Annotated in this window: 14 protein-coding genes; 7 read left to right on the top strand and 7 right to left on the bottom strand. The window is 70.3% G+C overall.

Annotated features, from left to right (window positions below; genetic code table 11):
- Positions 1-98 precede the first annotated feature (98 nt).
- From pxpA to pxpB, 3 genes are read right to left on the bottom strand one after another with little or no spacing between them, the layout of a single operon-like run.
- Entirely contained in the window at positions 99-851 is a 753-nt protein-coding gene (pxpA, locus tag AB4850_RS31735) for a 5-oxoprolinase subunit PxpA (RefSeq protein ID WP_414443357.1), read from the bottom strand.
- Positions 852-883: 32 nt separating this feature from the next.
- A complete protein-coding gene (locus tag AB4850_RS31730) occupies positions 884-1999 on the bottom strand; it encodes a biotin-dependent carboxyltransferase family protein (RefSeq protein WP_414443356.1) in 1116 nt (371 codons plus the stop codon).
- A complete protein-coding gene (pxpB, locus tag AB4850_RS31725) occupies positions 1996-2652 on the bottom strand; it encodes a 5-oxoprolinase subunit PxpB (protein WP_414443355.1) in 657 nt (218 codons plus the stop codon). Before pxpB ends, AB4850_RS31730 begins: the two co-directional genes overlap by 4 nt.
- Positions 2653-2786: 134 nt before the next feature.
- Between pxpB and AB4850_RS31720 the strand changes: the two genes are divergently transcribed.
- The gene (locus tag AB4850_RS31720) at positions 2787-3323 is read left to right on the top strand and encodes a winged helix DNA-binding protein (RefSeq protein ID WP_414443354.1); all 537 of its coding nucleotides are present in this window, start codon (positions 2787-2789) and stop codon (positions 3321-3323) included.
- A 58-nt stretch (positions 3324-3381) separates the two neighbouring features.
- Here AB4850_RS31720 and AB4850_RS31715 read toward each other — a convergent pair whose 3' ends face one another.
- The gene (locus AB4850_RS31715) at positions 3382-3984 is read right to left on the bottom strand and encodes a 5-formyltetrahydrofolate cyclo-ligase (protein WP_414443353.1); all 603 of its coding nucleotides are present in this window, start codon (positions 3982-3984) and stop codon (positions 3382-3384) included.
- Positions 3985-4004: 20 nt separating this feature from the next.
- On the opposite strand from AB4850_RS31715, the gene AB4850_RS31710 reads away from it, so the two are divergent.
- The 4 genes from AB4850_RS31710 to AB4850_RS31695 all read left to right on the top strand — a co-directional run bounded on the left by AB4850_RS31710 (position 4005) and on the right by AB4850_RS31695 (position 9165).
- A complete protein-coding gene (locus AB4850_RS31710) occupies positions 4005-5957 on the top strand; it encodes a transglycosylase SLT domain-containing protein (protein WP_414443352.1) in 1953 nt (650 codons plus the stop codon).
- Between the two features lie 131 nt (positions 5958-6088).
- Positions 6089-7054, top strand: a complete 966-nt coding sequence (locus AB4850_RS31705; RefSeq protein ID WP_414443351.1) for a complex I NDUFA9 subunit family protein — start codon at positions 6089-6091, stop codon at positions 7052-7054.
- 175 nt (positions 7055-7229) lie between these two features.
- Positions 7230-7859, top strand: coding sequence for a glutathione S-transferase family protein (locus AB4850_RS31700; RefSeq protein ID WP_414443350.1), 630 nt, complete (start codon positions 7230-7232; stop codon positions 7857-7859).
- A gap of 58 nt (positions 7860-7917) precedes the next feature.
- Complete coding sequence (locus AB4850_RS31695; protein WP_414443349.1) at positions 7918-9165, top strand: multifunctional CCA addition/repair protein; 1248 nt, start codon at positions 7918-7920, stop codon at positions 9163-9165.
- Between the two features lie 112 nt (positions 9166-9277).
- Here AB4850_RS31695 and AB4850_RS31690 read toward each other — a convergent pair whose 3' ends face one another.
- From AB4850_RS31690 to flgA, 3 genes are all read right to left on the bottom strand, one after another.
- Positions 9278-9718 (bottom strand): flagella synthesis protein FlgN, encoded by a 441-nt coding sequence (locus tag AB4850_RS31690; protein ID WP_414443348.1) that lies wholly within the window; start codon positions 9716-9718, stop codon positions 9278-9280.
- 69 nt (positions 9719-9787) lie between these two features.
- Positions 9788-10120, bottom strand: a complete 333-nt coding sequence (gene flgM / locus AB4850_RS31685) for a flagellar biosynthesis anti-sigma factor FlgM (RefSeq protein ID WP_414443347.1) — start codon at positions 10118-10120, stop codon at positions 9788-9790.
- Between the two features lie 129 nt (positions 10121-10249).
- The gene (flgA, locus tag AB4850_RS31680; protein WP_414443346.1) at positions 10250-11734 is read right to left on the bottom strand and encodes a flagellar basal body P-ring formation chaperone FlgA; all 1485 of its coding nucleotides are present in this window, start codon (positions 11732-11734) and stop codon (positions 10250-10252) included.
- Between the two features lie 215 nt (positions 11735-11949).
- Here flgA and flgB point away from each other — a divergent pair, with 215 nt between their 5' ends.
- Complete coding sequence (flgB, locus tag AB4850_RS31675; RefSeq protein ID WP_414443345.1) at positions 11950-12438, top strand: flagellar basal body rod protein FlgB; 489 nt, start codon at positions 11950-11952, stop codon at positions 12436-12438.
- A 46-nt stretch (positions 12439-12484) separates the two neighbouring features.
- Entirely contained in the window at positions 12485-12910 is a 426-nt protein-coding gene (gene flgC, locus AB4850_RS31670) for a flagellar basal body rod protein FlgC (RefSeq protein WP_414443344.1), read from the top strand.
- The last annotated feature ends 41 nt before the right edge of the window (positions 12911-12951 follow it).

The raw sequence follows: 12951 nt of genomic DNA, 5'->3' as shown, positions 1-12951 counted from the left end.
ACGGTTTATTTAAAACGTGAATTAAAAAAGTAAAGCGCCCGGGGGCGCTTTTTTTATTGGTGCCGCCGCTTCGATGCCGCGACCGCGCCTCGCGGCGTTCAGGCGTGGGCCGTGCCCGGCGCCGTCAGCATTACCCCGGCCTGCTCCAGCGCCGCGCGGATTCGCTGCGCGAACGCCAGCGCATGTGGGCCGTCGCCGTGCAGGCAGACGGTTTGCGCATTGAGCGGCACCCATTCTCCCGTTACCGCCTGAACCTGCCGGCCACGCACCATTTCCAGCGTGCGCGCCAGCATCTGCGCTTCGTCGTGCACCAGCGCGCCCGGCTGGCTGCGCGGCACCAGCGAGCCATCGGCGCGATAGCCGCGATCGGCGAACACTTCCTCCACCGCCGTCAGCCCCGCTTGCCGGGCCGCTGCCACGAAGCCGCTGTTGGCCAGCCCGAACACCGCCAGCGTCGGATCGAAATCGTGGATCGCGGCCACCACCGACTCGGCGATCTGCGGATCGCGCGCGGCCTGGTTGTAGAGCGCGCCGTGCGGCTTCACGTGGGCGAGGCGGCCGCCTTCGGCGCGTGTGATCGCAGCCAGGGCGCCCAATTGATAGAGGACGCCGGCGTAGATCTCGCCCGGCGGCAGGTCCATCTCCTTGCGGCCGAAGTTTTCCGGGTCGAGAAAGCTCGGATGCGCGCCGATCGCAACGTGGCGTTCGACGGCCCAGCGCACGCAATCGCGCATCGCCGGGGCGCCGCCCGCGTGCCAGCCGCAGGCGATGTTGGCGGAGGTGACGAGATCGAGCAGCGCCTCGTCGGCGCCGCAGCCCTCGCCGAGATCGGCGTTCAGATCGATATGCATGATGGTCTCGTCGTCAAAAGGGGGAGGCCGGTTCAGGCGGCCCGGGTGTCGGCCCGGGCGACGGTCGCGGCCGCCTGAAGCTGGCGCCGGTGCGCTTCCTCGCGCAGTTCGATCGCCACGTCGATCTGGCGCAAATAGGCGCGCTCGGCCGCCAGCGCGTCGCGGGCCGCCTCGGCGGTGGCCGGCACGAAGCGGATCGGCAGGTTCAGCCGCGCCTGCGCGAGCTTCCAGAGGTCGGCGCGGATCACCGTGCCGATCTGCGGATAGCCGCCGGTGGTTTGTGCGTCGTGCATCAGCACGATCGGCTGGCCGTTCGGCGGCACCTGGATCGTGCCCGGCAGCACCGCGTGCGACAGCAGCTCCTCGCGCGATTCGCGCGCGAGCGCCGCGCCGGCCAGACGATAGCCCATCCGGTTGCTGTTTGCCGTGACCTGCCATTCCTCGTCCCAGAACGCCTGCTGCGCGGCGGTGGCGAAATCGCCGTATTGCGGGCCGGGCAGCACGCGCACCGGCAGCGCGCGGGGCGCATGCGGGTGGGCACGGTGGGCGCGCCGCGCCGCCTCGCCGAACGCGGGCAGCGCCAGCGAGGCGCACCAGGCCGGCGCCTTGACGCCGAATTCGCGGGCCTCGGCCGCCAGGCAGGCGGGCAGGTTCGCGCCGAGCGGGCCGACCGGCAGGCGATCGCCGTCGCGCAGCCGCCGCCCGCCGAGGCCGCCGAAGTGCGAGGCCAGATCGGTGCTGCGCGAGCCGAGCACCGGCAGCACGTCGATGCCGCCCGCCACGCACAGGTAGCCGCGCATGCCGTGCTGGGCGGCCGGCAGCGTGAGCGTTTCGCCGGCCGCGACCGGCAGGCTCCACCACGAATGCACGGCGCGCTCGCCGAGCGTCGCGCCGAATTCGGTGCCGGTGAGGGCGACCCGGGTGGCGCGCGGAAAGCGGAACGCGGCCGGGCCGAACGTGATTTCGATGGCGGCGGCGTCGGGCCGGTTGCCCACCAGCCGGTTGCCGACCTCGAGCGCCAGCGTGTCGAGCGCGCCGCCGAGCGCGACGCCGAGATGACGGAAGCCGCGGCGTCCGGCGTCCTGCACCGTGGAGAGCGGGCCGGCGCGCAGGACTTCGATGCCGGCGGAGGCGGAGCGAGCGGTCATGCGCCGTGCACCTCCGACACGCGGAACCGCACGCGGTCGCCCGGCTGCAGCAGCGTGGGCGGGGTGCGTGAAGAATCGAACAACGCCAGCGCGGTACGGCCGATCAACTGCCAGCCGCCGGGCGCCGAGGCCGGATAGATGCCGGTTTGCGTGCCGCCGATGCCGACCGAGCCGGCCGGCACCTCGATGCGCGGCACGGTGCGGCGCGGCGTGTGCAGCGCGGCGTCCAGCCCGCCCAGGTAGGCGAAGCCGGGCTGGAAGCCGAGGAAGAACACCACGTAGTCGCCGGCAGCGTGGCGCTCGGCCACTTCGCGCGGCGCGAGGCCGGTGTGGGCGGCCACCGCCGCCAGATCGGGGCCGGCCTCGCCGCCGTAGCTCACCGGAATCTCCACCTCGCGGCCCGGCGCGGCGGCCGGGTCCGCCTCGCGCCAGGCGGCGTCGATGTGCGGCGTCAGCGCGGCGGCCGAGGTTTCGACCGGGTCGAACACGATCGTCAGGTTGTTCATGCCGGGCACCACGTCGACCACGTGCGGCCAGGCGCGCGCGGCGGCGGCCACCGCCCAGACGCGCCGCTGGCAGTCGAGCGTGGCGGGCGGCGGCGCCTCGCAGCAGACGGCGGTATCGCCAAGCGGATAGAGACGGGGAGCGGTCATGGAAGGCTCGCGGGCATCGGTTCGGGGCGATGATACATCATCGACAAATTATCGATAATTTATCGATAAGAATTTTGCAAAGTGGCCGGGCCGTCCGCCGATCTGGCGTACACTGCGGCAGTTTTTCGTCCTCCATGGTTCCCGACGTGACCGACCTCACCCAGCGCCATCCGACCCAGATCGTCTCGGCCGAGCATCTCGTCTCGAACGAAAGCGTCGAGCTGTCCGAGCTCGAATACGGGCTGATCATGGCGGGCAATGCGTTCAACCGCTGGATGGTGCGCTGCATGGCGGCCGCCGGCGCGAAGGACATGACCGCCATCGAAGTCTCGCTGCTGCACCACGTGGGCCATCGCGACCGCGCGAAGAAGCTGGCCGACATCTGCTTCGTGCTGAATATCGAGGATACGCACGTCGCCACCTACGCGCTGAAGAAGCTCGCCGCGCGCGGCTACGTGGTGGGCGAGAAATCGGGCAAGGAAGTGCTGTTCTCGGTGACGCCCGAGGGGCGAGCACTGTGCGAGCGCTACCGCGAGGTGCGCGAGCGCTGCCTGATCGACACGCTGCGCGACAGCGGCCTGACCAACGCCCAGATCGGCGAGGCCGCGCAGTTGCTGCGCAGCGCGTCGGGGCTGTACGACACGGCGGCGCGGGCCGCCGCGTCGCTATGAGGCGGGCTATGGAGCGGGCTATGAAGCGGCTAATAAGAGCAGCGAAGAAAGCGGCGGATCAGCCGGTCGAGCCCGACCGGTACGCATAGCATTCGGTGACGATCCAGTCGAGCGGGCGATCGTGCGATTCGCGCGGCAGCGCGTCGAGCGCCGACACCTCGTAGGCCACGCCGATCGTGACCGGCAACGCGTCGTTCGGCCAGGCGGCCAGCGTGCGATCGTAATAGCCGCCGCCGTAGCCGAGCCGAAAGCCCCGCTTGTCGAAGCCGACGCACGGGATCAGCAGCAGGTCGGGCACCACGAGCGCGCCGTCGGCCGGTTCGGGGATGCGGTGATGGCCGGTGCGCATCGGCGCGTCGGGCGTCCAGGTGCGAAACGAGAGCGGTGTGTAGGGCTGCGCGATGACCGGCAGCGCGGCACGTCGACGCGTGTCGTCCAACAGCCATTCGGCGATCGCGTCGCGCGCATCGAACTCGCCCGGCAGCGGCCAGTAGAAGCCCACCGTGAGCAGCGGATGTTTGCCGAGCAGATCGAGGATGCGGTGCGCGAGCGCGTCGTTCGCAGCCTTGTCGAGATTCGCTTCGCGACGCAACGGCGAGAGCGTTTCGCGCAACGTTTGCTTGCGATTTGCGACAGGGGGGCGTGCTATGCTTTCGCTCACTTCGTGCTCCAGTCAAATCGATGTCCATCAGCCTCGTCCGAGTATATCGCGCGACCGCCATCACGCTGTCGGCGGTGGTGTTGGCCGCAGGGGCGGCTGCTTGCGCCGCCCAGCCCGTCGACGACGTTTCGTCGAACGACGACCAGATCTTCATCCAGTTGCGCGAAGCCGCGCGTGCGAACAATCCCACGCGCGCCGCGCAGCTTGCCGCGATGATTCCGAATTATCCGGCGCCCACCTATCTCGACTATTTCCAGATCAAGCCGCAGTTGTTCGACACGTCGGGCCACGCGCGTCTCGATGCGCCCGACGCGCCGGTACTGAGCTTCCTGCAGCGCAACGACGGCCAGGCGATCGCCGACCGCATGCGCAACGATTACCTGCTCGTGCTCGGCGCGCGCCACGATTGGCGCAACTTCGACGAGCAGTACAAGCGCTTCGTGCTCGACGACGATACCCAGGTCAAGTGCTACTCGCTCGAATCGCGCGCCTCGCGCGGCGAGAACGTGGCCGACATGGCGCGGCACCTGCTGGTCGATCCGAAGTACTACGGCGATGCCTGCGTCGACCTAATTTCGGCGCTCGCGCTCAATCACCAGTTCTCGTCGGACGACGTCTGGGCGCAGGCGCGGCTCGCCTACGAACAGAACTACGTGAACGTGGCGGGCAAGATCGCCGACGCGCTCGGCCCGCGCCCGGCCGCTCTCGACCAGGCCGCCAGCGCGCCGCCGCTGTTCCTTGCGCGCGGCGTCGGCAGTGACGCCACCTCGCGCCAGTTGGCATTGATCGCGATCACGCGCATGGCGCGCAACGATCCCGACGCGGCCGCCGGCATGATGGGCACGCTCGGCCAGTTCTCGAAGTCGGAGCAGGCGATCGCCTGGGGCGAGATCGGCCTGCAGGCGGCGGTCAAGCGCTCGCCGATGGCGGTGCAGTATTACAAGCAGTCGGCCGGTGCGCCGCTGTCGGTGCAGGGCTACGAGTGGCGCGTGCGCGCCGCGCTGCTGGCCGGTGACTGGCCGATGGTGCGCTGGGCGGTCGAGCAGATGCCCGACGAGCTGCGCGCGCAACCGTCGTGGCTGTACTGGCACGGCCGCGCGCTGAAGCAGGCGGGCGATGCGGCCGGCGCCAGGCGCGATTTCGATCAGGTGGCGGGCCGCTTCGATTTCTACGGCCAGTTGTCGGCCGAGGAACTCGGCCAGCAGACCGTGATCCCGCCGCGCACCACGGTGAGCGACGCCGAGGTCGATGCAATGAGCCAGGTGCCCGGCTTCGGGCTGGCGCGCCGCTTCTACGCGCTGAACCTGCGCCTCGAAGGCAACCGCGAATGGAACTGGCCGCTGCGCGGCATGACGGATCGCCAACTGCTGGCCGCCGCCGAGTATGCGAAGCGCATCGACATGCTCGATCGCACCGTCAACACCGCCGACCGCACCACGGCGATGCACGATTTCACGCTGCGCTACCCGTCGCCGTACCGGCCGATCGTCGAGCGCTATGCGCAGACCAACGGCCTCGACATCGAATGGGCCTACGGGCTGATTCGCCAGGAATCGCGCTTCATCACCAATGCGAAATCGTCGGTGGGCGCGGGTGGCCTCATGCAGTTGATGCCGGCCACGGCGCAGCTGGTGGCGAAGAAGCTCGGCATGGGCGGCATCACGCGCACGCAGATGCACGACATCGACACCAACATCCAGCTCGGCACCTGGTATCTGTCGGACATCTATCAGAAGTTCGACAATTCGGCCGTGCTGGCCACGGCCGGCTACAACGCCGGCCCGGGCCGGCCGCGCCAATGGCGGCAGGCGCTCACGCAGCCGGTCGAGGGCGCGATCTTCGCGGAAACCATCCCGTTCAACGAAACGCGCGATTACGTGAAGAACGTGCTGTCGAACACCACCTATTACGCAGCGCTGTTCGAGGGCAAGCCCGAATCGCTGAAGGCGCGGCTCGGCTTCGTCGCGCCCTGAGCGCGGCCTCGCGCTCGATGGCGGCTCGAGCGCCAGGTAAGCCGTGCGGCTCCTCGCCCAGCGGAGCCGCACGGCTTACGGTTTGATGGCCTCGATGGCGCGCGTTTTCGACATCTGACGGAGGCTCGCTCATGGATCGTCCCATCGTCGCGCTCGTCGGCGGCACCGGCTTCATCGGCGCGCGGCTCGTCGCCGCGCTGTTGCGCGACGGCTGCACGGTGCGGATCGTGGCGCGACGCCGCGAGCACGCACGGCATCTCGCGATGCTGGCCGTGGAGATCGTCGAAGTCGGCGGTTTCGACGCCGGCTCGCTCGCGCGCTTCGTGGCCGGCGCGGACGCGGCCGTCAATCTGGTCGGCACGCTGCACGGCGGCCACGGTCATCCCTACGGTGAAGGTTTTCGCGCGGCGCATGTCGCGCTGCCCGCTGCGTTGGCCGCTGCCTGTGTCGAGGCGGGCGTGCCGCGGCTGGTGCACGTCAGCGCGCTCGGCGCCGATCCGGGCGGCCCGAGCATGTACCTGCGCTCGAAGGGCGACGGCGAGGCCGCGCTGCATGCGGCGGCCGACACGTCCGGCGGGGCGCTGGCGGTCACGGTGCTGCGGCCGTCGGTCGTATTCGGCCCCGGCGATGCGTTCCTGACCACCTTCGCGCGCCTGCAGCGGTTCTTGCCGGTGCTGCCGCTCGCGATGCCCGACGCGCAGTTCCAGCCGATCTACGTCGGCGACGTCGCGCAGGCGCTGCGCATGGCGTGCAGCCTGCGCGAGGCGCGTGGCGCCACCTACGAACTGGGCGGGCCGCGCGTCTACACGCTCGAACAACTGGTGCGCTATTGCGGCGCGCTGACCGGGCGCGCGGCACGGATCGTGCGGCTGCCCGATGCGCTCGCGCGCGTGCAGGCGGCCGTGTTCGAGCGTCTTCCCGGCGAGCCGCTGATCACGCGCGACAACCTGGCCTCGATGCGCGTGCCGAACGTGATGCACGGGCCGCTCGCGCCCGAACTCGGCATCCGGCCGGCCAGCATCGAGGGCGTCGCGCCCGGGTATCTCGGCGCGGGCGTCGGCGGCACGCGGCACGACGCCTGGCGCTCACGCCGTTAATGGTGGAGGCTGCCGCCGAGCCGAGCCGAGCCGAGCCGAGCCGAGCCGAGCCGAGCCGAGCCGAGCCGAGCCGAGCCGGCCGGACCGCGTCGGCCTGCCCGGCAGTGCGCTGCGCGCGTTCGCCGCACCGCCCGGCGCCTTCCCCTGAATCCTGAACGAACCGCACGAGGCAAGCATGCAACTGATCATTGGTGACAAGAACTACTCGTCCTGGTCGATGCGGCCGTGGGTGCTGATGCGCCATTTCGGGATCGCCTTCGACGAGACGCTGATCGAACTGCGCACGCCCGCGACCGATGCGCAGATCCGTGCGGTGTCGCCGTCGGGCAAGGTGCCGTGCCTGATCGACGACGCCGGCCACGCGATCTGGGATTCGCTCGCGATCGCCGAGACGCTCGCCGAGCGCCATCCGGAGCAGGCGCTGTGGCCGGCCGATCCGGCGGCCCGCGCGCGGGCACGCTGCGTGTCGGCCGAAATGCATTCGGGCTTCATGGCGATGCGCAGTGAAATGCCGCTCGACATCCGCGCCACGCTGCCGGGCCGCAAGCTGTCGCCGGCCGCGCTGGCCGACGTGGCGCGCGTCGATGCGCTGTGGCGCGACTGTCTGGCCGCGTCGGGCGGGCCGTTTCTGTTCGGTGCATTCACGATTGCCGACGCGATGTACGCGCCGGTCGTGCTGCGCTTCGTGACCTATGCGCCGCCGCTGTCCGAAATCGCGGCCGGCTATGTCGAACGGATGCTGGCCGATCCGGCGGTGGCCGCCTGGGCCGACGATGCGCGCCGCGAGACGCGCGTGTTCGACTGACGATGCAACGCACGCGCGGCGGCCGTCGGCGGCTGCCCGGGCGTCATGGAGGAGCAGGATGAAGATTTATGCGGTGGGCGGCGCGATCCGCGACGAACTGCTCGGCATGCCGGTGCAGGATCGCGACTACGTGGTGGTGGGCGCGACGCCCGAGCAACTGGCGGCGCAGGGCTACCGGCCGGTCGGCAAGGATTTCCCGGTGTTCCTGCACCCGCGCACGCACGAGGAATACGCGCTGGCGCGCACCGAGCGCAAGACGGCGGCCGGCTATCACGGCTTCCAGTTCCATTTCGCGCCCGATGTGACGCTGGAGGAGGATCTCGGCCGGCGCGACCTGACGGTCAACGCCATGGCGCGCGAGGTCAGCCCGGACGGCACGCTGACCGGCGAGGTCGTCGATCCTTTCGACGGCCGCGCCGATCTGGCCGCGAAGCTGTTCCGCCATGTCGGGCCGGCGTTCGTCGAGGATCCGGTGCGAATCCTGCGCGTCGCGCGCTTCGCGGCCCGCTTCGCCGATTTCACCGTCGCGCCCGATACCGTCGCCTTGATGCGCGCGATGGTGGCGGCCGGCGAGGTCGACGCGCTGGTGCCCGAGCGGGTGTGGCAGGAAGTGGCGCGCGGGCTGATGGAGGCGAAGCCGTCGCGCATGTTCGCGGTGCTGCGCGAATGCGGCGCGCTCGAACGCATTCTGCCCGAGGTGGCCGCGCTGTTCGGCGTGCCGCAGCGCGCCGACTATCACCCCGAGGTCGATACCGGCGTGCACGTGATGATGGTGGTCGATTACGCGGCCAAGCACGGCTATTCGCTGCCGGTGCGCTTCGCCGCGCTGACGCACGATCTCGGCAAGGCCACCACGCCCGAGCATGTGCTGCCGCGCCATATCGGCCACGAAGGGCGCAGCGTCGATCTGCTCAAGCCGCTGTGCGACCGGCTGCGCGTGCCGAACGAGTGCCGCGACCTGGCGCTGCTGGTGGCGCGCGAGCACGGCAATCTGCATCAGGTGATGGGAATGGGCGCGGCGGCGCTGGTGCGCCTGCTCGAACGCGCCGACGCGCTGCGCAAGCCGGCGCGCTTCGCCGAGATGCTGCAGGCCTGCGAATCGGATGCGCGCGGCCGGCTCGGGCTGGAGGCGCAGCCGTATCCGCAGGCCGAACGGCTGCGGCGCGCGCTGGTGGCGGCGCGGGCCGTGGACGCCGGGCAGGTGGCGGCCGGCATGAAGGGCAACCCGGAAGGGATCAAGGACGCGGTGCACCGTGCGCGGGTGGCGGCGGTGGCGGGGGAACTGGCGATCGGCGAGGAGGCGTGAGGCCGAGGGCAGGCCGGGCAGCGCCCGGCTGTCGCCCAACCTGCGGCCCAAAACAAAACCGGCGCGGGCAGCCCAGGCTGCCTGCGCCGGCGGTCATTTCAGCGAATCGGATTCAGCGAACCGGCGCCGAGACGCGGCCGTCCGGGCCGTACAGGCCCGCGCGCGGCGGTTGCGCGCGCAGCACCTGCAGGGTGCGCTCGTTGTAGTCCATGCGGATGCGGATCAGCATGCCGTTGTTCAGATTGGCGTGACGCACGCGCTCGGTGGCGTCGCGCAGCAGGCGCCAGCGGCTCGCGACGCTCGGGTCGCGCTCCGAGGCGGCGTCGATGCCGGCGCGGCCGGCCGGATAGCCGAGGGCCACGAGCTGGGTGTCGCGCAGCTTTTCCAGCGTGGCGAGGCGTTCGACCAGCTCGGTCTTGCGCTCGATGATGCCGGGCAGCGCTTCGGCCGGCGACGCCGCCGTCAACGCCTGTTGCTCGTAGGCGAGCAGCGACGCGAAAGCCTCGACCGTCGCGTGTTCGTCGTTGATCGTCGCCAACAGTGCTTCTTTCATTGCGTCTCGCTCAAAACGCCGACGTGCGGACCATCCGCGCGCCGATTGCCGTCGCCCACCGCCGGCCGGTCAGCCGAGCTGGGGCGGCGTGCGCAACAGTTCGCTCGCCGTCTGCAGAATGCCGTCGGCGATCTTGCCGGTGTCGATCGACAGCGAACCGTTGCTGATCGCGTCGCGGATCGACTGGACTTTCGCGGTGTCGATGTCGGACGAGCCGGACGCCGCGAGGGATTGCAGGTTGGTCGACAGGGACGACAGGTTCACGTTGGCGTCGCTGCTGGCGGAGGCCGTGTCGGTCGCGGCGGGCGCGGCCGGAGCGGCGGCGCTGGCCTGCGTGCGCGACGAAGCGGCGTCGGTGGACGCCGGGCGGACATTGGAGGCGGAGGAGGAATCGATTTTCACGATGGGCTTTCCTGAACGATTTGAGCGAGATAACGGCATCGCAGGGCCGAACTTTAGCGCTCGATCCTCAGTAAAGGCTTTCAGAAACAAAACTTTGCAATCTTTCCGGCTGCCTCGGCCGAACGGCCATCATAAAGGAATCTCGACCGTCCCCGAGTCCTTCACCACCCCCATCACGATCTGCCCCTCGGCCATCCGCACCCGCACCTGCTGACCTGGCCCCGCATTGTTCAGCACACTGCCTTCCGACGAAATCGAAAACCCATGGCCGGCCACCACCACGCGCACGGTCTGGCCGATGCTGACCGCCGAGGCGCTGCGCAGCATGTCCTGGCGCAGCGGCAGCCCGAGTGCCACGCGCATCAGGGCGGTGCCGCCGACTGCCTGTGACGGATCGGTGACGATCGCCAGCGGCAGCATGGTCAGGTCGCCGTCGCGCGGCGTCAGGTCGGCCGCCGTCAGCACGTCGCCGGGCGACAGCGCGCGGGCGGCCACGTAATAGGTGCCCTGCACCGTGATCTTCGATTGCAGGAACAGCGTCCACGGTTTCGCACCGGCGCAGCGCACGCCGACCGTGGTGCGGCCCCACAGACGCGCGCCGGGCGGCAGAAACGGTTCGAGCGTCGTGCAGGCCGCCAGCCCGCGCGGGAACGCCGGCGAGACGGTCACGGTCGCCTTGCCGGGCAGGCCGGCGGTCTGCTGACGCAGAAACGCGAGTGCGGCCTGGCGGATCGCCTCCGGGTCCTGCTGGCCGTCGGCGACCGGCGCTGCGGCTGCGGCGGCTTGCGGCGCGGCCCCGGTTTCGGCCGGTGCCGCGGGTGAGATCGGCACGGCGGACGGGTGTGCCGACACGCGCAGGATGCCCGGCCGGGCATAGCGCATCGCGTTCGTGGCGGGCGGCGCGTCCTGCGCGACCACCGGGGCGACTTGCTGCGCGCGAGCGGCGGCCGACGGGGCCGGCACGGCAGGCGCGCGATAGACGGCGGGCTGGTAACCGGATTTGACCGAGGTCGGCGCAGGCGTGGGTGCGGTAGGTGCCGCCGGGGCGGTTTGCAGCGCGGAGGCTGCCGCCGCGCGACGGGCGGCCGCGATGCCGGCGGCATAGCCGGCCGCGTAACCGGCCTGAGCGTTCGGCGCGGCCGGTTGAGTGGCCGATTGAGCGGCGGCCGGGCTCGCCTGCGGCATGGCGGCGCGGTTGTCGGGATACAACGGCGGCTCGGCCATCGGCGCCGTGGCGGCTGCACGCATCGCGGCGTTGCCGCCCGTCACCACGCCGGTCGCGGCGTTCGGATCGCCGCTCAATACGATGTCGTGCGACGGCGCGCCGCCCGAGGCGGCGCTGCCGCCGCCGTAAGCGTTGCGCAAGTCGGCCGAACTGTAGGCGTTCAGGCTCGACGGGCCGCGCGGCGCCGGGTTGGCGATGCCGTGCGCGGTGGCGTTCGACAGCGCCGCTTCGGCCGATTCGCCGCGGCCCGGGATCACGATCATCCCGTCGCCGCCGGCCGTCTGGGCCAGCGCGGCGGCCGGCAGCAACACGGCCAGGCCGAGCGCGGCCGCCATGCGGCGTGCGGCGCGTGCGCCGAATCCGCGCACACGGCCAGATGCTGTCGCCATCGCCGCCTCCTGAAAACCGTTGGTACGGATCGCATTCTAGGGAGACGGTCCATCCGGCAAACGATGAATAGAGGGGGGCTTTGCCGGTTATTCCTCCGATTGCCGCTTGCGTCTCGCGCCTACGATGCATGTCATCGAAAAGCGTCTCTGTGCCTGCCGCGTCCTGCGCGTCGTGGCGACGGGACGCCGCCCCGCTTCCGATGGAGGAATGCCCGATGCTGGACAAACTCGATTCCGAATTCGCGTTCAACCGCCAGGCGCTCGACGTGCGCGCGTACCGGCAGGAACTGCTGTCGTCGAACATCGCCAATGCCGACACGCCGGGCTACCAGGCCCGCGACGTCAATTTCGGCGCGGCGCTGGGCCGTGCGCTGTCGCACCAGAGCGGCCAGGCCGGCGCGGACAACGCGTCGCGGCTGCCGATGACGCAACCGGCCGGCGTGACGAGCGGCATGACGCTGGTGTCCACCGAGGCCGGCCACATGAGCGGCAAGACCACCCTGAGCGCCACCGGCGGCCCGAGCGACGACTACGGCCGCGTGTCGTACCGCATCCCGCGCCAGCCGTCGCTGGACGGCAACACGGTGGATCTCGACGCGGAACGCGTGCAGTTCGCCGACAACACCATTCATTACCAGGCCGGGATGACGGCGGTCACCGGCCAGATCAAGGCGATGCTCGCCGCGATCCAGTCGGGCAGCTAACCCGCCGCCCGCCGCTCGTCACCCACGCCGCACACGAGGAACTCCCATGCCTTCGCTGATGAATATCTTCGACGTCGCCGGTTCGGCGATGTCCGCCGAATCCCAGCGCCTGAACGTGACCGCATCGAACCTGGCGAACGCGGACAGCGTGACCGGCCCGGACGGCAAGCCGTACCGCGCCAAGCAGGTGGTGTTCGAGACCCAGCCGATCGGCGGCGCGCGCACCGGCTCGGGGCAGGGCGTGGGCGGCGTGCAGGTCAAGCAGGTGATCGACGATCCGACGCCGATGAAGACCAGCTACGACCCGTCGAACCCGACGGCCGACGCGAACGGCTACGTGACGCTGCCGAACGTCGACCCGGTACAGGAAATGGTGAACATGATCTCGGCCTCGCGCTCGTACCAGGCCAACGTCGAGACGCTGAACACCGCCAAGCAATTGATGTTGAAGACTTTAACGATCGGCACCTGAAGGCCGACGCTCTCCGCGTAATCCCGTAACTGACATAGCGA

Source organism: Burkholderia sp. 22PA0106 (assembly GCF_047497155.1).
GTDB lineage: Bacteria > Pseudomonadota > Gammaproteobacteria > Burkholderiales > Burkholderiaceae > Burkholderia.
This window is presented reverse-complemented; position numbering and strand designations above follow the sequence as displayed.